This is a genomic window from Micromonospora sp. LOL_025 (assembly GCF_048060285.1).
Classification (GTDB): domain Bacteria; phylum Actinomycetota; class Actinomycetes; order Mycobacteriales; family Micromonosporaceae; genus Micromonospora.
The window spans coordinates 21,861-45,114 of sequence record NZ_JBHMIR010000020.1 but is presented as its reverse complement, the minus strand read 5'-3'; the positions used below and the strand labels follow the sequence as shown (position 1 = coordinate 45,114).

Below are 23,254 nucleotides of genomic sequence, written 5' to 3'. Positions count from 1 at the left end.
CCCAGAGACCGCTGGTCACCGTGCCCCGGCACGGTCGAAGGTCCCGCGACTACGGGCGACCCGCGCAGGGCGGTAAGCGAAAATCGGTGCTGAGCATGGTCCGCCGACCGTGTCCGTGTGCCGGCCCTCGCCCCGTGCGCCCTGCGCCGGGGCCTTTCTCGTTGTCGTGGCACCTGCGCCCCCGTCGAAAGCCCCGGCCGACGACGGTGACCGGCCTCGAGTAACGAGAGAGGAGGGACATGGCGGACAAGCCGATCCGGGCCGACAAGGCCACGGCCGTCGCTGAGCTGACCGAGAGCTTCCGCAACGCGGGCGCCACGGTGCTGACCGAGTACCGCGGTCTGACGGTTTCCCAGCTCACCCAGCTGCGGCGCTCGCTCGGCAAGGAGACCAGCTACACGGTTGCGAAGAACACGCTCGCGAAGCGTGCCGCGACCGACGCTGGCATCTCCGGCCTCGACGAGATGTTCTCCGGTCCTACCGCGCTGACTTTCGTTTCGGGCGACGTCGTCGAGGCGGCGAAGGGGCTTCGCGACTTCGCGAAGGCCAACCCGAAGCTCGTCATCAAGGGCGGTGTCTTCGAGGGCAGGGCCATTACCGCGGCCGAGGTCACGAAGCTCGCCGACCTGGAGTCCCGTGAGGTGCTGCTGGCCAAGCTGGCCGGCGCGATGAAGGGCAACCTGAGCAAGGCCGCGGCCCTGTTCCAGGCCCCGCTGTCGAAGACCGCCCGCCTGGCGGCCGCCCTGCAGGACAAGCGCGAGAAGGAGGGCGCCGAGGCGGCCTGAGGCCCCGCGGCGCACCCAGTTCTTACCTAACAGATTCAGGAAAGGACGCCAGACATGGCGAAGCTCAGCACCGACGAGCTGCTCGACGCGTTCAAGGAGATGACGCTGATCGAGCTCTCCGAGTTCGTGAAGCAGTTCGAGGAGACCTTCGAGGTCACCGCCGCCGCTCCGGCCGCGATGATGGTTGCCGGCCCGGGTGCCGGTGCCGCTGCGGCCGAGGCCGAGCCGGAGAAGGACGAGTTCGACGTCATCCTCGAGGCTGACGGCGGCAAGAAGATCCAGGTCATCAAGGTCGTGCGTGAGCTGACCGGCCTGGGCCTCAAGGAGGCCAAGGACCTGGTCGAGGCCGCTCCGAAGGCCGTCCTGGAGAAGGCCAACAAGGAGACCGCGGACAAGGCCAAGGCCAAGCTCGAGGGCGAGGGCGCCAAGGTCACCCTCAAGTGACCTGACGTACCACCAGGCGCGCGTCCGGCTCCGTGAGCCTGGGCACACCGCGTCACGGCGGGCGGTGATCCGACACTGGATCGCCGCCCGCCGTCTTGGTGGATCCGGCGACAGCGCGGTGAGCAGGGCGTCCGCGCCCCGCAACGGTCGGCGACCGGGGCCCGTGGGTAGCCCGTCGGTGGGAAAGAAGCGGCGACCCGGATGCCGGGCCTTGACGCGGCCCCGGGCTGACAGGCACGCTGACACAGCAAGACCTTCCGCGCTTGCAACGGCCACCACTTGGGTAATGGCAGCGGCGACACCATCGGCCGCGGCACCTGAGCGGCCCGGCAGGAACGTCGCGTTCCGAGCGGCCCGGTGAGACCCTGGTCCAGGGGTCCCGAGGCACGTTCCGCGACGACCTGCGGGTTGGGCTGGACAGCGGTTAGCCTCTCGGCTACACTGCTAGTTTGCGCTGCCTTCCGACTTGACCCCTGCTCGGAAATGTCCGTTTACGGATATTTCTGGTGGGGTCATTGGAGTGCACGCGTACCAGCCGTTCTGCAGCACCGGTCCTCGGAAGGACGCATCTTGGCAGCTTCCCGCCCTGCGAAGACCAGTCGTACGTCGAGCGCATTCGCTCCCCGCCGAGTTTCATTCGGCAGGATCACCGAACACCTCGAGGTCCCCAACCTCCTCGCCATCCAGAACGAGTCCTTCGACTGGCTCGTCGGCAACGAGGCTTGGCAGGGCCGGTCGGCGGACGACCCGCACGCACGCTCGGGTCTCGCGGAGATCCTCGACGAGATCAGTCCCATTGAGGACTTCTCCGGCACCATGTCGCTCTCCTTCTCGGCTCCGCGCTTCGACGAGGTCAAGGCCTCGATCGAGGAGTGCAAGGAGAAGGACCTGACCTACTGCGCACCGCTGTTCGTGACCGCGGAGTTCACCAACAACACCACCGGCGAGATCAAGAGCCAGACGGTGTTCATGGGTGACTTCCCGATGATGACGCCGAAGGGCACCTTCATCATCAACGGCACCGAGCGCGTCGTCGTCAGCCAGCTCGTCCGGTCCCCGGGCGTCTACTTCGACAAGCAGCCGGACAAGACCTCCGACCGCGACCTCACCAGCGTCAAGGTCATTCCCAGCCGGGGCGCCTGGCTGGAGTTCGACATCGACAAGCGCGACACGGTCGGCGTCCGCATCGACCGCAAGCGCCGGCAGGCCGTCACCGTCCTGCTCAAGGCCGTCGGTTGGTCCGCCGAGCGCATCCGCGAGCGGTTCGGCTGGTCCGAGCTGATGATGACGACGCTCGAGAAGGACCACATCGCCGGCGCGGACGAGGCGTTGCTCGACATCTACCGGAAGCTCCGCCCTGGCGAGCCGCCGACCCGCGAGAACGCCCAGACCCTGCTCGACAACCTCTTCTTCAACCCGAAGCGGTACGACGTCGCCAAGGTCGGTCGTTACAAGTTCAACAAGAAGCTCGAGCTGGAGGTGCCGATCACGACCGGCACCCTGACCGAGGACGACATCGTCGCCACCGTGGAGTACCTCTGCCGGCTGCACGCCGGTGAGGACGGCTACGAGGCCGACGACATCGACCACTTCGGCAACCGGCGCCTGCGTACCGTGGGTGAGCTGATCCAGAACCAGGTCCGGGTCGGTCTGTCCCGGATGGAGCGGGTCGTCCGCGAGCGGATGACCACCCAGGACGTCGAGGCGATCACGCCGCAGACCCTGATCAACATCCGCCCGGTGGTGGCGGCGATCAAGGAGTTCTTCGGCACCTCGCAGCTGTCCCAGTTCATGGACCAGACCAACCCGCTGGCGGGCCTGACCCACCGGCGCCGGCTGAGCGCGCTCGGCCCGGGTGGTCTGTCCCGGGAGCGGGCCGGCTTCGAGGTCCGCGACGTGCACCCGTCCCACTACGGCCGGATGTGCCCGATCGAGACGCCGGAAGGCCCGAACATCGGTCTGATCGGCGCGCTGTCCACCTTCGCCCGGGTCAACCCGTTCGGCTTCATCGAGACGCCGTACCGGAAGGTCGTCGACGGTCGGGTCACCGACCAGATCGACTACCTGACCGCGGACGAGGAGGACCGGTTCGTCAAGGCGCAGGCCAACGCGCCCCTGAAGGCCGACGGCACGTTCGCCGAGGACCGGGTCCTGTGCCGCCGTAAGGGCGGCGAGACCGAGGACGTGGTGCCGAGCGCCGTCGACTACATGGACGTGTCGCCGCGGCAGATGACCTCGGTCGCGACCGCGATGATCCCGTTCCTCGAGCACGACGACGCCAACCGGGCGCTGATGGGCGCGAACATGCAGCGCCAGGCGGTGCCGCTGGTCAAGGCCGAGTCCCCGCTCGTCGGCACCGGCATGGAGTACCGGGCCGCGGTCGACGCCGGTGACGTGGTCGTCGCCGAGGTCGGCGGCGTCATCGAGGACCTCTGCGCCGACTACATCACCATCCACCAGGACGACGGCCACCGCCGCACGTACCTGCTGCACAAGTTCCGCCGCTCCAACGCCGGCTCCTGCGTCAACCAGAAGCCGGTCGTCTTCGAGGGCGACCGCGTCGAGGCCGGCCAGGTCATCGCCGACGGTCCGTGCACCGACGAGGGCGAGATGGCGCTCGGGCGCAACCTGCTGGTGGCGTTCATGTGCTGGGAGGGCCACAACTACGAGGACGCGATCATCCTGTCGCAGCGCCTCGTGCAGCAGGACGTGCTCACCTCGATCCACATCGAGGAGCACGAGGTCGACGCCCGGGACACCAAGCTCGGCCCGGAGGAGATCACCCGCGACATCCCGAACGTCAGCGAGGAGATGCTCGCCGACCTCGACGAGCGCGGCATCATCCGGATCGGCGCCGAGGTCGTCCCCGGCGACATCCTGGTCGGCAAGGTCACGCCCAAGGGTGAGACCGAGCTGACCCCGGAGGAGCGGCTGCTCCGCGCGATCTTCGGTGAGAAGGCGCGCGAGGTCCGCGACACCTCGCTGAAGGTGCCGCACGGCGAGACCGGCACGGTCATCGGTGTGCGTACCTTCTCCCGCGAGGACGGCGACGAGCTGCCGCCGGGCGTCAACGAGCTGGTCCGGGTCTACGTCGCCCAGAAGCGGAAGATCCAGGACGGTGACAAGCTCGCCGGCCGGCACGGCAACAAGGGCGTCATCTCCAAGATCCTGCCGATCGAGGACATGCCGTTCCTGGAGGACGGCACGCCGGTCGACATCGTGCTCAACCCGCTGGGTGTGCCGTCCCGGATGAACATCGGCCAGGTGCTGGAGACGCACCTCGGCTGGGTGGCGAAGACGGGGTGGAGCGTCGACGGCGACGACGCCGAGTGGAAGCGCCAGCTGCGCTCCATCGAGGCGCACGAGTCGGAGCCGGACACCAACGTGGCCACGCCGGTCTTCGACGGTGCCCGCGAGGAGGAGATCTCCGGCCTGCTCTCGTCGACCCTGCCCAACCGGGACGGCAAGCAGCTGATCGGTTCCAGCGGCAAGGCGCAGCTGTTCGACGGCCGCTCCGGCGAGCCGCTGCCGGACCCGATCGCGGTCGGCTACATCTACATCCTGAAGCTCAACCACCTGGTCGACGACAAGATCCACGCCCGGTCGACCGGTCCGTACTCGATGATCACGCAGCAGCCGCTGGGTGGTAAGGCGCAGTTCGGTGGCCAGCGCTTCGGCGAGATGGAGTGCTGGGCGATGCAGGCGTACGGCGCCGCGTACGCCCTGCAGGAGCTGTTGACGATCAAGTCCGACGACGTCCTCGGCCGGGTCAAGGTCTACGAGGCCATCGTCAAGGGCGAGAACATCCCGGAGCCGGGCATCCCGGAGTCGTTCAAGGTGCTGCTCAAGGAGCTGCAGTCGCTGTGCCTCAACGTCGAGGTGCTGTCCAGCGACGGTGTGGCCCTGGAGATGCGCGAGACCGACGACGAGGTGTTCCGCGCCGCGGAGGAGCTGGGCATCGACCTGTCCCGGCGCGAGCCGAGCTCGGTCGAAGAGGTCTGAGGTGAGCGGTCGGGAGCCGGCTCGCCGCCGGCTCCCGACCCCACCCACTAGCTAGCAGTACAGACGACGACATAGGGGACATAGTGCTCGACGTCAACTTCTTCGACGAGCTGCGCATCGGCCTCGCCACCGCCGACGACATCCGTCAGTGGTCGCACGGTGAGGTCAAGAAGCCTGAGACGATCAACTACCGCACCCTGAAGCCGGAAAAGGACGGGCTCTTCTGCGAGAAGATCTTCGGTCCGCAGCGGGACTGGGAGTGCTACTGCGGTAAGTACAAGCGGGTCCGGTTCAAGGGCATCATCTGCGAGCGCTGCGGCGTCGAGGTGACCCGGTCGAAGGTCCGCCGTGAGCGGATGGGGCACATCGAGCTCGCCGCGCCGGTGACCCACATCTGGTACTTCAAGGGCGTGCCGAGCCGGCTGGGCTACCTGCTGGACCTCGCCCCCAAGGACCTCGAAAAGATCATCTACTTCGCCTCGTACGTCGTGACGAGCGTGGACGCCGAGTCGCGTCACCGTGACCTCTCGACCATCGAGAACGAGATCCTGGCCGAGAAGCGGCAGGCCGAGAACAGCCGCGACTCGGAGATCGAGAAGCGGGCCACCAAGCTCGAGGCCGACCTGGCCGAGCTGGAGGCCGAGGGTGCCAAGGCGGACGTCCGGCGCAAGGTCAAGGAGGGCGGAGAGCGCGAGATGCGCCAGATCCGCGACCGGGCCCAGCGCGAGATCGACCGCCTGGACGAGGTGCTGGACACCTTCCGCAAGCTGGAGCCGAAGCAGCTCGTCACCGACGAACTGCTCTACCGCGAGCTGCGGGACCGGTTCGGCGAGTACTTCACCGGCGGCATGGGCGCCGAGGCGATCAAGGCGCTGGTCCAGAACATGGACCTCGACGCCGAGGCCGAGAACCTGCGCGAGACGATCCGCTCCGGCAAGGGCCAGCGGAAGATCCGGGCGCTCAAGCGGCTCAAGGTCGTCGCGGCGTTCCTGAACACCCGCAACTCGCCGCTCGGCATGGTGCTCGACTGCGTGCCGGTCATCCCGCCGGACCTGCGCCCGATGGTGCAGCTCGACGGTGGCCGCTTCGCGACCTCCGACCTGAACGACCTGTACCGCCGCGTGATCAACCGGAACAACCGCCTCAAGCGGCTGATCGACCTCGGCGCGCCCGAGATCATCGTGAACAACGAGAAGCGGATGCTCCAGGAGGCCGTCGACGCGCTGTTCGACAACGGCCGCCGCGGCCGGCCGGTCACCGGGCCGGGCAACCGCCCGCTGAAGTCGCTTTCCGACATGCTCAAGGGCAAGCAGGGCCGGTTCCGGCAGAACCTGCTGGGCAAGCGCGTCGACTACTCCGGCCGTTCGGTCATCGTCGTCGGCCCGAAGCTCAAGCTGCACCAGTGCGGCCTGCCCAAGCAGATGGCGCTGGAGCTGTTCAAGCCGTTCGTGATGAAGCGGCTGGTCGACCTCAACCACGCGCAGAACATCAAGTCCGCCAAGCGGATGGTCGAGCGGCAGCGGCCGGTCGTGTGGGACGTGCTGGAAGAGGTCATCGGCGAGCACCCGGTCCTGCTGAACCGGGCGCCGACCCTGCACCGCCTGGGCATCCAGGCCTTCGAGCCGCAGCTCGTCGAGGGCAAGGCCATCCAGATCCACCCGCTGGTCTGCACCGCGTTCAACGCCGACTTCGACGGTGACCAGATGGCGGTGCACGTGCCGCTGTCGGCCGAGGCCCAGGCCGAGGCGCGGATCCTGATGCTGTCGTCGAACAACATCCTCAAGCCGGCCGACGGCAAGCCCGTCACCATGCCCACCCAGGACATGGTCATCGGCCTCTACCACCTCACCCACCTCACGGCGGGCGAGAAGGGCGAGGGCCGGGCGTTCAGCTCGGACGCCGAGGCGCGGATGGCGTACGACAACGGCGAGCTGCACCTCCAGGCCCCGGTGAAGATCCGCCTGCGTGGCGTGGTCGGGGTCGACAACGGTGCCGGCGCCGAGGCGTGGACCGCCCCGGAGGGCTGGGTCGAGGGCGAGCCGCTGACCGTGGAGACGACCCTCGGCCGGGTGCTGTTCAACGAGACGCTGCCGCAGGGCTACCGCTTTGTGAACTACGAGATCCGCAAGGGTCAGCTCTCCGCGATCGTCAACGACCTCGCCGAGCGCTTCCCCAAGGTGGCGCTGGCCGCCACCCTGGACGGGCTCAAGGAGGCCGGCTTCCACTGGGCCACCTGGTCCGGCGTGACGATCGGCATGGAGGACGTCATCGCCCCGCCGCGCAAGCGGGAGATCCTGGAGCGGTACGAGAAGGAAGCCGACCAGATCGACAAGCAGTACCAGCGCGGTCTGATGACCCCGGAGGAGCGCCGCGGCGAGCTCATCCAGATCTGGACCAAGGCGACCAACGAGGTCGCCAAGGAGATGGACACCGCCCTGCCGCAGGAGAACCCGCTGTGGAAGATGATCAACTCGGGTGCCCGCGGTAACCTCCTCCAGCTCCGGCAGATCGCGGCGATCCGTGGTCTGGTGGCCAACCCGAAGGGCGAGATCATCCCGCGGCCGATCAAGGCCAGCTACCGGGAGGGTCTGTCCGTGCTGGAGTACTTCATCTCCACGCACGGTGCCCGTAAGGGTCTCGCGGACACCGCCCTGCGTACCGCCGACTCGGGTTACCTGACCCGTCGTCTGGTGGACGTCTCGCAGGACGTCATCATCCGCGAGGAGGACTGCGGCACCGACCGCGCCATCCCGATGCAGATCGGCGAGCGGCTCGACGGCAAGCTGGTCGTGCACGAGCACGCCGAGACCAGCGTGCACGCGCGGACGCTGGCCGACGACATCAAGGGGCCGGACGGCGTCGTCGTCGCCGAGCGGGGTCAGGACATCAACTCGATCCTGGTCGACAAGATCGTCGCCGCCGGGGTGGAGACGGTCCGGGTGCGCAGCGTGCTCACCTGCGAGTCGAAGCTGGGCGTCTGCGGAGCGTGCTACGGCCGCTCGCTGCCGACCGGCAAGACCGTGGACGTCGGCGAGGCGGTCGGCATCATCGCCGCCCAGTCGATCGGTGAGCCGGGTACGCAGCTGACGATGCGTACCTTCCACACCGGTGGTGTCGCGGGTGAGGACATCACCCAGGGTCTGCCCCGTGTGCAGGAGATCTTCGAGGCCCGGGTCCCGAAGGGCAAGGCGCCCATCGCCGACACCCCGGGTCGGATCCGGATCGAGGACGGCGAGCGCTCCCGGAAGATCATCGTGGTGCCGGACGACGGCAGCGACGAAATCGTCTACGACAAGATCTCCAAGCGGGTCCGGCTGCGGACCCACGACGGCGGTCACGTCGCGGTCGGCGAGAAGCTGACCGAGGGCACCATCGACCCGCACGAGCTGCTGCGGATCATGGGTCCGCGGGCGGTCCAGGTCCACCTGACCAGTGAGGTCCAGGAGGTCTACCGCTCGCAGGGTGTGCTCATCCACGACAAGCACATCGAGATCATCATCCGCCAGATGCTCAAGCGGGTGACGGTCATCGACTCCGGCTCGACCGAGTTCCTGCCGGGCGTGCTGGTCGACCGGGCGCTGTTCGAGTCGGAGAACCGCCGACTCGTCTCCGAGGGCGGCGAGCCCGCCGCCGGCCGTCCGGTGCTGATGGGTATCACCAAGGCCTCGCTGGCCACCGACTCCTGGCTCTCGGCGGCCTCCTTCCAGGAGACCACCCGGGTGCTGACCGACGCGGCGATCAACTCGCGCAGCGACTCGCTCGTCGGCCTCAAGGAGAACGTGATCATCGGTAAGCTCATCCCGGCCGGTACGGGCATCAGCAAGTACCGCAACGTCCGGGTCGAGCCGACCGAGGAGGCGAAGGCCAAGGTCTACTCGATGACCGGCTACCCGGAGACCGACTACGGCTTCGGGCCGGCCAGCGGCCAGGCGGTTCCGCTGGACGACTTCGACTTCGGGTCGTACCGCTAGGCAGCACGATCGACGAGGCCCCCGGCACGCGCCGGGGGCCTCGCCGTGTCCCGGGACCGGGGTGGCCCGTGCGGGCGTCGCGTGGCGGCGGGCCGGGGCATGATGGGGGCATGACGACCGCACCCGGGCAGGCGCCCGTCGCCCAGCCGGGGCTGCCCCGCCATCCGCTCGACCCGGACCCGGCCCGGGCCACCAAGGCACGGGCGGTCTTCGCGCTGGGCCTGATCGGCGCGCTGACCGGCCTGTTCATCGGCGGCGTGGTGCCGGCCACGGTGGCGCTCCAGCTCGCCCGCCAGGCGCGCCGGGAGGCGTACGCCTCGGGGGGCTTCCTGACCGGCGCGGCCTGGCTGCGACGGGGGGAGCGGCTGGCCTGGACGGGCCTGGTGCTCGTCGCCGTCAGCGTGGTGGCCGCGGTGGTGCTCGGGGTGGTCCGGCTCGCCGACACTCCCTACGGGCAGGACTTCGCCCCGAACATGGACTGACCGGCCACCCGGGGGAACGGGTCCCGCGCCGGGCGCGGGCCGTGGACCGGCGGCGGTAGCCTGGCCCGGTGTCCGTCGCGCGGCGGTGGACGCCGAGACGTCGACAGGAGGACCCGTGACGGAACCGGCGCGCTACCCGGGCGGCGATCCCGTGGCGCCCCCCGCCGCGAATCCCGACGCCCCGCCCGGCGGGACGCAGTGGGGGCGACCCGACGCGGGCAACGGGTCCGTCGCGCCGGGGTACCCGCCGGCGGCGTCGCCCTGGAACGCCCCGTCCGGGGGAGGGGACCCGGGTCCGTCGTCGGCGGCGCCCTGGGGTGCCTCGTCCGCCGGTGGGGACCCGGGTCCGTCGTCGGTGTCCCCCTGGGGGACCTCGCCCGCGGGAGCGGGCCCGTCGCCGGCTCCGGGCTGGGGCCCGGGCCCGACCGCCCCGCCCCCGCCACCGCGCGAGGCCGCCCGAACGCCGAAGCGGGTCGACCCGGTCGCGGGCACGCCCTTCGGCGTGGTGCACCTCGACGTGCCGCCGGTCACCTCCGGCCTGGCCGTGGGTTCGCTGGTGGCCGGGATCGTCTCGACGCTGGTCGCGATGCTGGTGATCTGTATCGGCGCGGTCGGCGGCGTGGGCGGCGCCTGGGCGGCCGGTGCCTTCACCGTGCTGGGCGTGCTGGCCGGCGCGGGCGCCGTCGTGGCCGGCCTGCTGGGGATGCGGCAGATCCGCCGCCCGACCGCCCCGCCGGCGGTCCGGTTCACCGGGCGGGGCCTGGCCGTGGCCGGGGTCAGCTGTGGCGGGGCGGGGCTGCTGCTCAGCCTGCTCGGCCTGGGGTTGGCGTTGCTGCTGACGCTCGGGTGACGCCCGCGCCCGGCAGTGGGGCGTGACGGCGGCCGTGACGGGGTCGACGGGCCGCTCCGCAGGGAAGCCGGTACACTTGGATCCGTAGGTGCCCACCACGGGCGGGTAGGCGCGAAGGGTTCGATCGGCAGGCGGTGGACGCTGCGCCGGCCGCTCCGTTTTGACCTGTGCGGTTGTGGTAGGTACTCTTTCCCCTTGTGCCCGGGCAAGCCCGGGCAACTCGTGCGTGCGCTGGATCCGGTGAGCCGGAGATCGCGTGGGAGCACGACAAAGCCAAAGATCCGGCGCGCGGCCTTCCGTGTGCCGGTGCAAGACCCCGTCGACACGCGCGAGCGTCGGCGCCGGGGCCGTGAGCTGGGCGACACGCCCGACCGCGGGTGCCGGGACCACCGCGAGGTGGCCCTGGTCGGAATGTAGGAGAGTCGGCCATCAGGTCGGCTACGGCAGACGGTGCGGCCGCCACCAGGCGGCCGAAGGGAGCGGAGAAACCCGGTGCCCACGATCCAGCAGCTGGTCCGAAAGGGCCGCCAGGCTAAGACGAGTAAGACCAAGACCCCGGCGCTGAAGGGTTCCCCTCAGCGGCGCGGCGTGTGCACCCGCGTGTACACCACCACCCCGAAGAAGCCGAACTCGGCGCTGCGCAAGGTCGCTCGTGTCAAGCTCAGCAGCCAGATCGAGGTGACCGCCTACATCCCGGGCGTCGGCCACAACCTGCAGGAGCACTCGATCGTGCTCGTCCGCGGCGGCCGGGTGAAGGACCTCCCCGGCGTGCGTTACAAGATCGTCCGCGGTTCGCTGGACACCCAGGGTGTCCGCAACCGCAAGCAGGCGCGCAGCCGTTACGGCGCGAAGAAGGAGAAGAGCTGACATGCCGCGTAAGGGACCCGCTCCGCGGAAGCCGCTGGTCGCTGACCCGGTGTACAACTCGCCGCTGGTCACCCAGTTGGTGAACAAGATCCTCCTGCGCGGTAAGCGTCAGCTCGCCGAGCGCATCGTCTACGCCGCCCTCGAGGGCTGCCGCGAGAAGTCCGGCACCGACCCGGTCGTCACCCTCAAGCGGGCGATGGACAACGTCAAGCCGACCCTCGAGGTGCGCAGCCGCCGCGTCGGTGGCGCCACCTACCAGGTCCCGGTCGAGGTCCGCCCCGCCCGGGCGACCACCCTGGGCCTGCGCTGGCTGGTCACCTACTCCCGCGCCCGTCGCGAGAAGACCATGATCGAGCGGCTGATGAACGAGCTGCTGGACGCGAGCAACGGCCTCGGTGCCGCCGTCAAGCGGCGCGAGGACACGCACAAGATGGCCGAGTCCAACAAGGCCTTCGCGCACTACCGCTGGTAACACCCTGGTTCCGGCGCCCCCGCGGCGCCGGAACCGCCACCAGTTGTGTCGAGACGACGATAAGTAGGGATTGAAGTGGCCGCCGCAGACGCGCTCGCCAACGTACGCAACATCGGCATCATGGCCCACATCGATGCCGGTAAGACCACCACCACCGAGCGGATCCTGTTCTACACCGGCATCACGTACAAGATCGGTGAGGTCCACGAGGGCGGTGCCGTCATGGACTGGATGGAGCAGGAGCAGGAGCGTGGTATCACCATCACCTCCGCTGCTACCAAGTGTGAGTGGAAGGGCCACACGATCCAGATCATCGACACGCCCGGCCACGTCGACTTCACGGTCGAGGTCGAGCGGTCGCTGCGGGTGCTGGACGGCGCGGTAGCGGTCTACGACGGTGTCGCCGGCGTGGAGCCGCAGACGGAGAACGTCTGGCGGCAGGCGGACAAGTACAACGTCCCCCGGATGTGCTTCGTCAACAAGCTCGACCGGACCGGTGCCGACTTCTTCCGCTGTGTGCAGATGATGATCGACCGGCTCAACGCCACCCCGCTGGTCCTCCAGATCCCGATCGGCGCCGAGTCCGACTTCATCGGCGTGGTCGACCTGGTCGAGATGCGGGCCCTCACCTGGCGCGGCGAGACGCAGAAGGGCGAGGACTACGCGATCGAGGAGATCCCGGCCGACCTCGCCGACTCCGCCGCCGAGTGGCGCGAGAAGCTGATGGAGACCCTGGCCGACGTCGACGACGCGGTGATGGAGAAGTACCTGGAGGGCGAGGAGATCTCCGTCGAGGAGATGAAGGCCGCCATCCGCCGCGCCACCATCGACGGCAAGGCCAACCCGGTCCTCACCGGCACCGCCTTCAAGAACAAGGGCATCCAGCCGATGCTCGACGCGGTCGTCGCGTACCTGCCGTCGCCGCTGGACATCCCGGCGATCGAGGGCACGGCCACCGACGGCGAGACGCCGTTGCAGCGCAAGCCGTCCAAGTCGGAGCCGTTCTCGGGCCTCGCCTTCAAGATCCAGACGGACAAGCACCTCGGCAAGCTCACCTACGTCCGGATCTACTCCGGCACGCTCGAGTCCGGTTCCCAGGTGGTCAACTCCACCAAGGACCGCAAGGAGCGGATCGGCAAGATCTACCAGATGCACGCCAACAAGCGGGAAGAGCGCAGCTCGGCCCAGGCTGGTGACATCATCGCGGTGCAGGGTCTCAAGCAGACCACCACCGGTGACACGCTGTGCGACCCGGCGAACCCGGTCATCCTGGAGTCGATGACCTTCCCGGAGCCGGTCATCGAGGTCGCCATCGAGCCGAAGACCAAGGCCGACCAGGAGAAGCTCAGCACCGCCATCCAGCGGCTGGCCGAGGAGGACCCGACCTTCCGCGTCAAGCTGGACGACCAGACCGGTCAGACGGTCATCTCCGGCATGGGCGAGCTGCACCTGGACATCCTGGTCGACCGGATGCGCCGCGAGTTCAACGTCGAGGCCAACATCGGCAAGCCGCAGGTGGCGTACCGCGAGACCATCCGCCGCAAGGTGGACAAGGTCGAGTACACCCACAAGAAGCAGACCGGTGGTTCCGGCCAGTACGCCCGGGTGATCATCAGCCTGGAGCCGCTGCCGCTGGGCAACGACGCCCCGACCTACGAGTTCGCCAACGCCGTCACCGGTGGCCGCATCCCCCGGGAGTTCATCCCGTCGGTGGACGCGGGCGCGCAGGACGCCATGCAGTACGGCATCCTCGCCGGCTTCCCGCTGGTGGGTGTCAAGCTCACCCTGCTGGACGGCCAGTACCACGAGGTCGACTCGTCGGAAATGGCATTCAAGATCGCCGGCTCGATGGTGATGAAGGAGGCGGCCCGCAAGGCCGACCCCGCGCTCCTCGAGCCGATGATGGCCGTTGAGGTCACCACTCCTGAGGAGAACATGGGTGACGTCATCGGCGACCTCAACTCCCGCCGCGGCATCATCCAGGCGATGGAGGAGCGCAGCGGCGCCCGCGTCGTCAAGGCTCTGGTGCCGTTGTCGGAGATGTTCGGCTACGTCGGCGACCTGCGGTCGAAGACCCAGGGCCGGGCTAGCTACAGCATGCAGTTCGACTCCTACGCCGAGGTTCCGTCCTCGGTCGCGAAGGAGATCATCGCCAAGGCGACGGGTGAGTGACCCTCACCTGGCGTGATCGATGATCCGAGGCGGTCGCGGGAGGGTGTTCCCGCCCGCGGCCACCTCGGTCGGAACGCGTGAGACCGGGCCTGTAGGCTTCATCGCCGCAGAACCCACCAAAGCTCTCCGGCCGTCAGGCCGGAAAGGCTGTCGACAGAGTCCTAAGCGCCGACCGGCGCGCCGGGCGTACGAACCAAGAAGTCCACAGGAGGACCCAGTGGCGAAGGCGAAGTTCGAGCGGACTAAGCCGCACGTCAACATCGGCACCATTGGTCACATCGACCACGGTAAGACGACGCTGACGGCGGCCATCACCAAGGTCCTGCACGACCAGTACCCGGACCTGAACCCGTACACGCCGTTCGACGAGATCGACAAGGCGCCGGAGGAGAAGGCCCGCGGCATCACGATCTCCATCGCGCACGTCGAGTACCAGACCGAGGCGCGGCACTACGCGCACGTCGACTGCCCCGGTCACGCCGACTACATCAAGAACATGATCACCGGTGCCGCCCAGATGGACGGCGCGATCCTGGTGGTCGCGGCGACCGACGGCCCGATGCCGCAGACCCGCGAGCACGTGCTGCTGGCCCGCCAGGTCGGCGTGCCGTACATCGTCGTGGCGCTCAACAAGAGCGACATGGTCGACGACGAGGAGCTCCTGGAGCTCGTCGAGCTCGAGGTTCGTGAGCTGCTGTCGAACCAGGACTACCCGGGTGACGACCTGCCGGTCGTCCGGGTCTCCGCGCTGAAGGCCCTCGAGGGTGACCCCGAGTGGACCGGCAAGCTGCTGGACCTGATGACCGCGGTCGACACCGCGATCCCGCAGCCGGAGCGCGAGACCGAGAAGCCGTTCCTCATGCCCATCGAGGACGTCTTCACGATCACCGGTCGTGGCACGGTCGTGACCGGCCGCGCCGAGCGTGGCGTGCTCAAGCCGAACGAGGAGGTGGAGATCGTCGGCATCCGTGAGAAGTCGATGAAGACCACCTGCACCGGCATCGAGATGTTCCGCAAGCTGCTCGACGAGGCCCGCGCGGGCGAGAACGTCGGTCTGCTGCTGCGTGGCATCAAGCGCGAGGACGTCGAGCGCGGCATGGTCGTCGTCAAGCCGGGCACCACGACCCCGCACACGGAGTTCGAGGCGACGGTCTACATCCTCTCCAAGGAGGAGGGCGGCCGGCACACCCCGTTCTTCCAGAACTACCGTCCGCAGTTCTACTTCCGGACCACGGACGTCACCGGTGTCGTCACCCTCCCCGAGGGCACCGAGATGGTCATGCCGGGTGACAACACCACCATGACGGTGAAGCTGATCCAGCCCATCGCCATGGAGGAGAACCTCAAGTTCGCGATCCGCGAGGGTGGCCGCACCGTCGGCGCCGGGTTCGTCACCAAGATCCTCAAGTGAGCTAGGTAACCCCGATTAGACCCGCCGCCGGTCGTGCGGCATACTAGTCAGGTTGCGTAACGACAGTTCGCTGCCTGTGTTCGGCTTTCGCTGAACCTCCGGGTGGCAGAGCAGTCGAGCGTAGGGTGGTTGGCGGCCCGTCCGCCAACCACCCTCGCACGGCGTTCAGGTCGCGGTAGTGCGATCGACGTCTTGACCCACCGCGCGGTCAGAGTCGCTCCGGAGTCCCGGGGCGGAGCCTGGCCCGAGGGCGCGACACGCCCGACCGCGGGGGTCGGCGAAGTGGGCCTGTGCCAGCCGGTACAGGCGCCCGCAACACAGCGGCATCGAGAGAAGGAACAGAAGCCACCATGGCGGGACAGAAGATCCGCATCCGGCTCAAGGCCTATGACCACGAGGTCGTCGACTCCTCGGCTCGGAAGATCGTCGAGACGGTGACGCGTACCGGGGCGCAGGTCGCGGGCCCGGTGCCGCTGCCCACGGAGATCAACCGTTTCTGCGTTATCCGCTCGCCGCACAAGTACAAGGACTCGCGCGAGCACTTCGAGATGCGCACGCACAAGCGGCTGATCGACATCATCGACCCGACCCCGAAGACGGTCGACTCGCTCATGCGCCTCGACCTGCCGGCTGGCGTCGACATCGAGATCAAGCTGTAGGGACCGGACAAATGGACAGGCAAGTCAAGGGGATCCTGGGCGCAAAGCTCGGCATGACCCAGGTCTGGGACAACAACCGTGTTGTCCCGGTGACCGTGGTCGAGGCCGGCCCGTGCGTCATCAGCCAGGTTCGTAGCGCCGACAAGGACGGTTACTCCGCGGTCCAGCTGGCGTACGGCACGATCGACCCGCGCAAGGTCAAGAAGCCGATCAGCGGGCACTACGCGAAGGCCGACGTCGCGCCGCGTCGCCACATCGTCGAGCTGCGCACGAGCGACGCCGCCGACTACTCGCTGGGCCAGGAGGTCACGGTCGAGCAGTTCCCGGCGGGCATGTCGATCGACGTGACCGGCAAGACCAAGGGCAAGGGCTACGCCGGCCCGATGAAGCGGCACGGCTTCCACGGTCTGCGCGCCAGCCACGGTGTCGAGCGCAAGCACCGCTCGCCGGGCTCCATCGGCGCCTGCGCCACCCCGGGTCGTGTCTTCAAGGGCACCCGGATGGCCGGCCGGATGGGTGGCGTGCGCTACACCGTTCAGAACCTGACCGTCCAGGCGGTCGACACCGAGAACAACCTCCTGCTCGTCCGTGGCGCCATTCCCGGCCCCAAGGGCGCGCTGGTCCTGGTCCGTACCGCGGCCAAGACCAAGGCGAAGAAGGGCGGTGCGGCCAAGTGACCACCGTTGACGTCCTCACCGTCGAAGGCTCCAAGAGCGGCTCCGTCGAGCTGCCCGCCGACATCTTCGACGTCCAGGCCAATGTCGCGCTGATGCACCAGGTCGTGGTGGCTCAGCTCGCGGCGGCCCGGCAGGGCACGCACAAGGTCAAGACCCGCGGCGAGGTCGCCGGTGGCGGCAAGAAGCCGTACAAGCAGAAGGGCACCGGTCGCGCCCGGCAGGGCTCGATCCGCGCGCCGCAGTTCGCCGGCGGTGGCGTCGTGCACGGCCCCGTGCCGCGCGACTACAGCCAGCGGACCCCGAAGAAGATGAAGGCCGCCGCCCTGCGTGGCGCCCTCTCCGACCGGGCCCGCGCCGGGCAGGTGCACGTCGTCGAGGCGTTCGTCTCGGGCGAGAAGCCGTCGACCAAGGCCGCCCTGGCCACGCTGGCGAAGCTGACCGAGGCCCGCCGGGTCCTGGTCGTGCTGAGCAGCACCGACGAGCTGAACTGGGTGTCGCTGCGCAACGAGCCGCGGGTGCACCTGATCGAGGCCGGCCAGCTCAACACGTACGACGTGCTGGTGGCCGACGACGTGGTCTTCACCAAGGACGCCCTGGACGAGTTCCTGGGTGTTCCCGCCGAGACCACCGAGGAGGGTGGCAAGTGAGCACGATCGCCGACCCGCGCGACATCATCGTGGCGCCGGTCGTCTCGGAGAAGAGCTACAGCGAGCTGAACCGCAACTGGTACACCTTCCTGGTGCACCCGGACGCGAACAAGACCGAGATCAAGATCGCGATCCAGCAGATCTTCGACGTCCGCGTCCTGACGGTCAACACGCTCAACCGCCAGGGCAAGCGCAAGCGGACCAAGACCGGTTTCGGGCAGCGTAAGGCCACCAAGCGGGCGATCGTGAAGCTGGCTGACGGTGACCGTATCGAGGCCTTCGGCGGCCCGGTCAGCTGAGGGGTGTAGACAATGGCTATCCGTAAGTACAAGCCGACGACGCCGGGCCGGCGTGGCTCCAGCGTCGCCGACTTCGCTGAGATCACCCGGTCGACGCCCGAGAAGTCGCTGCTGGCTCCGCTGCCGAAGAAGGGCGGGCGTAACGCCCACGGCCGGATCACCACGCGGCACCACGGTGGCGGTCACAAGCGCCAGTACCGTCTGATCGACTTCAAGCGGGTCGACAAGGACGGCGTGCCGGCGAAGGTCGCCCACATCGAGTACGACCCGAACCGCACCGCGCGCATCGCGCTGCTGCACTACGCCGACGGCGAGAAGCGTTACATCCTCGCGCCGAAGGACATGAAGCAGGGCGACCGCGTCGAGTCGGGTCCGGGCGCCGACATCAAGCCGGGCAACAACCTGCCGCTGCGCAACATCCCGGTCGGTACCACGATCCACAACGTGGAGCTGCGTCCGGGCGGCGGCGCCAAGCTGGCCCGCTCGGCCGGCGTCGGCATCCAGCTGCTCGGCCGTGAGGGCGTGTACGCGACCCTGCGTATGCCGTCCGGCGAGATCCGGCGGGTCGACGTCCGCTGCCGCGCCAGCATCGGCGAGATCGGCAACGCCGACCAGTCGAACATCAACTGGGGCAAGGCCGGCCGCATGCGCTGGAAGGGCAAGCGCCCGACCGTCCGTGGTGTCGCCATGAACCCGGTCGACCACCCGCACGGTGGTGGTGAGGGTAAGACCTCCGGTGGTCGCCACCCGGTCAACCCGCAGGGTAAGCCCGAGGGCCGCACCCGTCGTAAGGGCCAGCCGAGTGACCGGCTGATCGTCCGCCGCCGCTACGCCACGCGTAAGCGCGGCTGAGGGAGATAAGACATGCCTCGCAGCCTGAAGAAGGGCCCGTTCATCGACGACCACCTGCTCAAGAAGGTGGAGACGCAGAACGACAAGGGCTCGAAGAACGTCATCAAGACCTGGTCGCGGCGCTCGACGATCATCCCCGAGATGCTGGGCCACACGATCGCCGTGCACGACGGACGCAAGCACGTCCCCGTGTTCGTGACTGAGGCGATGGTCGGGCACAAGCTCGGCGAGTTCGCGCTGACCCGCACGTTCAAGGGTCACGAGAAGGACGACCGGAAGAGCCGTCGGCGCTGACGCCGCGGGCATACGGATAGAGGAACAAGGGGTTACAGCGATGCCAGGAAAGGGCGACGCTCCGGTGCTTCCGGGCGCGCGGGCGGTTGCGCGGCACGTGCGCATCTCGCCGATGAAGGCGCGCCGGGTGGTCAACCTCGTCCGCGGCCTGCCCGCGAAGGAGGCGCTCACGGTGCTGCAGTTCGCGCCGCAGGCTGCGAGCGAGCAGGTGTACAAGGTGCTCGCTAGCGCGATCGCCAACGCGGAGAACAACGAGCGGCTGGACCCCGACGCGCTGCTCGTCAGCGAGGCGTTCGTGGACGAGGGCCCGACCATGAAGCGGTTCCAGCCGCGGGCGCAGGGCCGGGCCTACCGGATCCGCAAGCGCACCTGCCACATCACCGTCGCGGTCGAGGCGGTGGCGCCGGCCGCGCCGAAGAAGGCGGCCGCGAAGAAGGCGGCCCCGGCGAAGCAGGCGGAGCCGGCCGAGACGGCCGAGACGCAGAGCAAGACGGAGGGCGCCGAGTAATGGGTCAGAAGGTTCACCCGCACGGGTTCCGGCTCGGCATCTCGACCGACTGGAAGTCCCGCTGGTTCGCGGACAAGCTCTACAAGGACTACATCGGCGAGGACGTCAAGATCCGCCGCATGATGTCCAAGGGCCTCGAGCGCGCCGGCATCTCCAAGGTCGACATCGAGCGCACCCGGGACCGGGTCCGCGTCGACATCCACACCGCCCGGCCGGGAATCGTCATCGGCCGTAAGGGTGCGGAGGCCGACCGGATCCGCGGCGAGCTCGAGAAGCTGACCGGCAAGCAGGTCCAGCTGAACATCATCGAGGTGAAGAACCCCGAGTCGGACGCGCAGCTCGTCGCACAGGGTGTGGCCGAGCAGCTCTCCAGCCGGGTCAGCTTCCGTCGGGCGATGCGCAAGGCCATGCAGTCCGCGATGAAGAACCCGGTCTGCAAGGGCATCCGGGTCCAGGTCTCGGGTCGTCTCGGCGGCGCCGAGATGAGCCGGACCGAGTTCTACCGCGAGGGCCGGGTCCCGCTGCACACGCTGCGGGCCAACATCGAGTACGGCTTCTTCGAGGCCCGTACGAGCTTCGGCCGGATCGGCGTGAAGGTCTGGATCTACAAGGGCGACGCGGTGCCGGGTCGGGAGACTCCGGCCGAGGCGCCGTCGCGTCCGCGCCGTGACCGTGGCGACCGCCCCGAGCGGCCGCGCCGTGGCCGGTCCGGCTCGTCCGGCACGACCGCCGGCGGTACCGAGGCCGGCCGGGCCGCCGCCGCGACGACCATCGCGCAGCAGGCCGAGACGCCGAGTGGGGACGCGGTGGATCCCGCCGCCGTCGCCGCCGCGGCAGAAACGCAGCAGGAGGGCTGACAGATGCTGATGCCGCGCAAGCCCCCGAAGGGCTTCCGCAAGCCGCACCACCCGGACCGCAGTGGCGCGTCCAAGGGTGGTAACCGGGTGGTGTTCGGCGAGTTCGGGATCCAGGCTCTCGAGCCGGCGTACGTGACGAACCGCCAGATCGAGTCGGCGCGTATCGCGATGACCCGCCACATCAAGCGTGGTGGCAAGGTCTGGATCACGATCTTCCCGGACCAGGCTCTCACCAAGAAGCCGGCGGAAACCCGGATGGGTTCCGGTAAGGGTTCGCCCGAGTGGTGGGTCGCCAACGTCAAGCCGGGGCGGGTTCTCTTCGAGATGTCCTTCCCCAACGAGCAGATCGCGCGAGAGGCGATGCGTCGCGCGATCCACAAGCTCCCGATGAAGTGCCGCATTGTTACGCGCGAAGTGGGTGAATCCTGATGGCAGCGGGCGTTAAGGCCTCCGAGCTGCGTGAGCTCTCCGAGGAGGAGCTGGTCACGAAGCTGCGCGAGGCCAAGGCGGAGCTGTTCAACCTCCGCGTGCAGGCCGCGACCGGCCAGCTGGACAACAACCGGCGGCTGCAGGTCATCCGTCGGGAGATCGCCCGGATCTACACGATCATGCGTGAGCGCGAGCTGGGTCTCTCGGCCGCGCCGACTGAGGTGACTGCATCATGAGCGAGAACACCACCGCCGCCGCGCGGGCCCGCCGCAAGGTGCGTGAGGGCCTCGTGGTCAGCGACAAGATGGAAAAGACCGTCGTCGTCGAGGTCGAGGACCGGGTCAAGCACGCGCTGTACGGCAAGATCATGCGCCGTACGCGCAAGTTGAAGGTGCACGACGAGCAGAACACCGCCGGCATCGGCGACCGGGTGATGATCATGGAGACCCGGCCGCTGTCCGCCACGAAGCGGTGGCGGCTCGTGGAGATCCTGGAAAAGGCCAAGTAGCGAAGGCTCGAGCTCGCCCGGCGTCAGTCGGGCGCGGGTTCCGCCAGGCTCCGGCCGCCGTGCGCGGCCGGAGAACCGGCAGACATAGGAGATAGACGTGATTCAGCAGGAGTCGCGACTGCGCGTCGCCGACAACACGGGTGCCCGGGAGATCCTGTGCATCCGGGTTCTCGGTGGCTCCGGTCGGCGCTACGCGAGCATCGGCGACGTCATCGTGGCCACCGTCAAGGACGCGATCCCAGGTGCCGGTGTGAAGAAGGGCGACGTCGTCAAGGCCGTCGTCGTTCGCACCGCCAAGGAGAGGCGGCGGCCGGACGGTTCGTACATCCGCTTCGACGAGAACGCCGCCGTCATCATCAAGGACGGCGGGGACCCGCGCGGTACCCGTATCTTCGGCCCGGTGGGCCGGGAGCTGCGGGACAAGCGGTTCATGAAGATCATTTCCCTCGCGCCGGAGGTGTTGTGACCGTGAAGGTCAAGAAGGGCGACACGGTCGTCGTCATCGCCGGCAAGGACAAGGGTGCCAAGGGCAAGGTCATCGCGGCCTACCCGCGGCAGGACAAGGTCCTGGTCGAGGGCGTGAACCGGGTCAAGAAGCACACCCGCATCAGCACCACTCAGCGTGGCGCCAAGACCGGTGGCATCGTCACCCAGGAGGCCCCGATCCACGTCTCGAACGTGCAGGTCCTGGACTCCGACGGCAAGCCGACCCGCGTCGGTTACCGGATCGACGAAAACGGCCAGAAGGTCCGCATCGCGCGTAGCACCGGTAAGGACCTGTGATGACCACGGCTACCGAAACCAAGACCACGCCGCGCCTCAAGGAGCGGTACCGCAACGAGATCGTGGCGCAGCTGCAGGAGCAGCACAAGTACGGCAACCCCATGCAGGTGCCGCGGCTGGTCAAGATCGTCGTCAACATGGGTGTCGGCGAGGCCGCCCGGGACGCCAAGCTGATCGACGGCGCCGTCCGGGACCTGGCCACCATCACCGGCCAGAAGCCGCAGGTGCGGCGGGCGACCAAGTCCATCGCGCAGTTCAAGCTCCGCGAGGGCATGCCGATCGGCGCGAAGGTGACCCTCCGCGGCGACCGGATGTGGGAGTTCCTGGACCGGCTGCTGTCGATCGCGCTGCCGCGTATCCGCGACTTCCGGGGCCTGGACGGGCGCAAGCTCGACGGGCACGGCAACTACACGTTCGGTCTGACCGAGCAGTCGGTGTTCCACGAGATCGACCAGGACAAGATCGATCGGCAGCGGGGCATGGACATCACGGTGGTCACGACCGCCACGACCGACGACGAGGGCCGGGCGCTGCTCAAGCTCCTGGGCTTCCCGTTCAAGGAGAACTGAGATGGCCAAGAAGGCGCTGATCATCAAGGCGGCCGCGAAGCCGAAGTTCTCGGTTCGCGCGTACACCCGCTGCCAGCGGTGCGGGCGTCCCAAGGCGGTCTACCGCAAGTTCGGTCTCTGCCGGGTCTGCATCCGGGAGATGGCCCACCGCGGTGAGCTGCCGGGCGTGTCCAAGGCTTCCTGGTAAGGGCGACCGCGTCCCGGCCTTCGGGCCGGGACCCCTTGCACCGATCACGTATTGCTCTTCGCCGTAGGCCCAGGCGCATCGCCTCGGGAACCCCGGCGAGAAAGGCTGACGAAATCCATGACGATGACCGACCCGATCGCAGACATGCTCACGCGTCTGCGTAACGCCAACCAGGCGTACCACGACCGGGTGACGATGCCCTACTCGAAGATCAAGGCGAACATCGCCGAGGTCCTCAAGGCCGAGGGCTACATCGCCACCTGGTCGGTCGAGGAGCCCGAGGAGGGCGCCGTCGGCAAGCGACTGGTCGTCGAGCTGAAGTACGGCCAGAACCGGGAGCGGAGCCTGGCCGGCATCAAGCGAGTGTCCAAGCCCGGTCTGCGGGTTTACGCCAAGTCGGACGGGCTCCCGCGGGTGCTCGGCGGGCTGGGCGTGGCGATCATTTCGACGTCCCAGGGGCTGCTCACCGACCGGCAGGCCCGCAAGCGGAGCGTTGGCGGGGAAGTCCTCGCCTTCGTCTGGTAACGGG

26 protein-coding genes are annotated in these 23,254 nt (G+C 68.5%); all 26 read left to right on the top strand.

All coding sequences use genetic code 11. The features are described from left to right. The first annotated feature begins 239 nt into the window (after positions 1-239). The 26 genes from rplJ to rpsH all read left to right on the top strand — a co-directional run bounded on the left by rplJ (position 240) and on the right by rpsH (position 23,250). Positions 240-785: a 50S ribosomal protein L10 gene (gene rplJ / locus ACFHW0_RS22295; protein ID WP_416610475.1), complete on the top strand. Its 546-nt coding sequence runs from the start codon at positions 240-242 to the stop codon at positions 783-785. A 54-nt stretch (positions 786-839) separates the two neighbouring features. Beyond that, positions 840-1,229, top strand: coding sequence for a 50S ribosomal protein L7/L12 (rplL, locus tag ACFHW0_RS22290; RefSeq protein WP_101412803.1), 390 nt, complete (start codon positions 840-842; stop codon positions 1,227-1,229). A gap of 570 nt (positions 1,230-1,799) precedes the next feature. Continuing rightward, positions 1,800-5,231 (top strand): DNA-directed RNA polymerase subunit beta, encoded by a 3,432-nt coding sequence (locus tag ACFHW0_RS22285; protein ID WP_121399894.1) that lies wholly within the window; start codon positions 1,800-1,802, stop codon positions 5,229-5,231. Between the two features lie 83 nt (positions 5,232-5,314). Further along, a complete protein-coding gene (locus ACFHW0_RS22280) occupies positions 5,315-9,202 on the top strand; it encodes a DNA-directed RNA polymerase subunit beta' (RefSeq protein WP_358091973.1) in 3,888 nt (1,295 codons plus the stop codon). Between the two features lie 110 nt (positions 9,203-9,312). Beyond that, positions 9,313-9,684 (top strand): hypothetical protein, encoded by a 372-nt coding sequence (locus tag ACFHW0_RS22275; RefSeq protein WP_121399892.1) that lies wholly within the window; start codon positions 9,313-9,315, stop codon positions 9,682-9,684. Between the two features lie 502 nt (positions 9,685-10,186). Beyond that, entirely contained in the window at positions 10,187-10,534 is a 348-nt protein-coding gene (locus tag ACFHW0_RS22270) for a hypothetical protein (RefSeq protein WP_121400157.1), read from the top strand. Between the two features lie 492 nt (positions 10,535-11,026). Further along, on the top strand, positions 11,027-11,401 hold the full coding sequence (rpsL, locus tag ACFHW0_RS22265) for a 30S ribosomal protein S12 (protein ID WP_014440718.1): 375 nt from the start codon (positions 11,027-11,029) through the stop codon (positions 11,399-11,401). Between the two features lies 1 nt (position 11,402). Next, the gene (gene rpsG / locus ACFHW0_RS22260) at positions 11,403-11,873 is read left to right on the top strand and encodes a 30S ribosomal protein S7 (protein ID WP_077938296.1); all 471 of its coding nucleotides are present in this window, start codon (positions 11,403-11,405) and stop codon (positions 11,871-11,873) included. Positions 11,874-11,948: 75 nt separating this feature from the next. Next, positions 11,949-14,045, top strand: a complete 2,097-nt coding sequence (fusA, locus tag ACFHW0_RS22255) for an elongation factor G (protein ID WP_416610471.1) — start codon at positions 11,949-11,951, stop codon at positions 14,043-14,045. Between the two features lie 217 nt (positions 14,046-14,262). Beyond that, on the top strand, positions 14,263-15,456 hold the full coding sequence (gene tuf / locus ACFHW0_RS22250) for an elongation factor Tu (RefSeq protein ID WP_416610469.1): 1,194 nt from the start codon (positions 14,263-14,265) through the stop codon (positions 15,454-15,456). A gap of 350 nt (positions 15,457-15,806) precedes the next feature. After that, on the top strand, positions 15,807-16,115 hold the full coding sequence (gene rpsJ, locus ACFHW0_RS22245; RefSeq protein WP_007073037.1) for a 30S ribosomal protein S10: 309 nt from the start codon (positions 15,807-15,809) through the stop codon (positions 16,113-16,115). A gap of 11 nt (positions 16,116-16,126) precedes the next feature. Then, complete coding sequence (gene rplC, locus ACFHW0_RS22240) at positions 16,127-16,792, top strand: 50S ribosomal protein L3 (RefSeq protein ID WP_366639777.1); 666 nt, start codon at positions 16,127-16,129, stop codon at positions 16,790-16,792. Beyond that, complete coding sequence (gene rplD, locus ACFHW0_RS22235; protein ID WP_101412800.1) at positions 16,789-17,439, top strand: 50S ribosomal protein L4; 651 nt, start codon at positions 16,789-16,791, stop codon at positions 17,437-17,439. Before rplC ends, rplD begins: the two co-directional genes overlap by 4 nt. After that, positions 17,436-17,738: a 50S ribosomal protein L23 gene (gene rplW, locus ACFHW0_RS22230; protein WP_088998352.1), complete on the top strand. Its 303-nt coding sequence runs from the start codon at positions 17,436-17,438 to the stop codon at positions 17,736-17,738. Before rplD ends, rplW begins: the two co-directional genes overlap by 4 nt. Positions 17,739-17,750: 12 nt before the next feature. Next, positions 17,751-18,590: a 50S ribosomal protein L2 gene (rplB, locus tag ACFHW0_RS22225; protein ID WP_091242024.1), complete on the top strand. Its 840-nt coding sequence runs from the start codon at positions 17,751-17,753 to the stop codon at positions 18,588-18,590. Between the two features lie 12 nt (positions 18,591-18,602). Then, positions 18,603-18,884, top strand: coding sequence for a 30S ribosomal protein S19 (rpsS, locus tag ACFHW0_RS22220; protein WP_088647003.1), 282 nt, complete (start codon positions 18,603-18,605; stop codon positions 18,882-18,884). 40 nt (positions 18,885-18,924) lie between these two features. Beyond that, complete coding sequence (rplV, locus tag ACFHW0_RS22215) at positions 18,925-19,392, top strand: 50S ribosomal protein L22 (protein ID WP_091627711.1); 468 nt, start codon at positions 18,925-18,927, stop codon at positions 19,390-19,392. Further along, complete coding sequence (gene rpsC, locus ACFHW0_RS22210; RefSeq protein WP_088998355.1) at positions 19,392-20,249, top strand: 30S ribosomal protein S3; 858 nt, start codon at positions 19,392-19,394, stop codon at positions 20,247-20,249. Before rplV ends, rpsC begins: the two co-directional genes overlap by 1 nt. Positions 20,250-20,252: 3 nt before the next feature. After that, positions 20,253-20,678, top strand: a complete 426-nt coding sequence (gene rplP, locus ACFHW0_RS22205) for a 50S ribosomal protein L16 (RefSeq protein WP_007465292.1) — start codon at positions 20,253-20,255, stop codon at positions 20,676-20,678. Next, positions 20,678-20,914, top strand: a complete 237-nt coding sequence (rpmC, locus tag ACFHW0_RS22200; RefSeq protein ID WP_007073028.1) for a 50S ribosomal protein L29 — start codon at positions 20,678-20,680, stop codon at positions 20,912-20,914. Before rplP ends, rpmC begins: the two co-directional genes overlap by 1 nt. Then, positions 20,911-21,186, top strand: a complete 276-nt coding sequence (gene rpsQ / locus ACFHW0_RS22195) for a 30S ribosomal protein S17 (protein WP_121399889.1) — start codon at positions 20,911-20,913, stop codon at positions 21,184-21,186. The genes rpmC and rpsQ overlap by 4 nt, the downstream gene beginning before the upstream one ends. A 97-nt stretch (positions 21,187-21,283) precedes the next feature. Further along, positions 21,284-21,652: a 50S ribosomal protein L14 gene (rplN, locus tag ACFHW0_RS22190; RefSeq protein WP_007465279.1), complete on the top strand. Its 369-nt coding sequence runs from the start codon at positions 21,284-21,286 to the stop codon at positions 21,650-21,652. Next, complete coding sequence (gene rplX / locus ACFHW0_RS22185; protein ID WP_172896341.1) at positions 21,649-21,969, top strand: 50S ribosomal protein L24; 321 nt, start codon at positions 21,649-21,651, stop codon at positions 21,967-21,969. Before rplN ends, rplX begins: the two co-directional genes overlap by 4 nt. After that, positions 21,969-22,538 (top strand): 50S ribosomal protein L5, encoded by a 570-nt coding sequence (gene rplE / locus ACFHW0_RS22180; protein ID WP_121399888.1) that lies wholly within the window; start codon positions 21,969-21,971, stop codon positions 22,536-22,538. The genes rplX and rplE overlap by 1 nt, the downstream gene beginning before the upstream one ends. 1 nt (position 22,539) lies before the next feature. Next, positions 22,540-22,725, top strand: a complete 186-nt coding sequence (locus ACFHW0_RS22175) for a type Z 30S ribosomal protein S14 (protein ID WP_007465272.1) — start codon at positions 22,540-22,542, stop codon at positions 22,723-22,725. 117 nt (positions 22,726-22,842) lie between these two features. Then, positions 22,843-23,250 carry a 30S ribosomal protein S8 gene (gene rpsH / locus ACFHW0_RS22170; protein WP_013288624.1) on the top strand — a complete coding sequence of 136 codons (408 nt, stop codon included), beginning with the start codon at positions 22,843-22,845 and terminating at the stop codon, positions 23,248-23,250. Positions 23,251-23,254 lie beyond the last annotated feature (4 nt).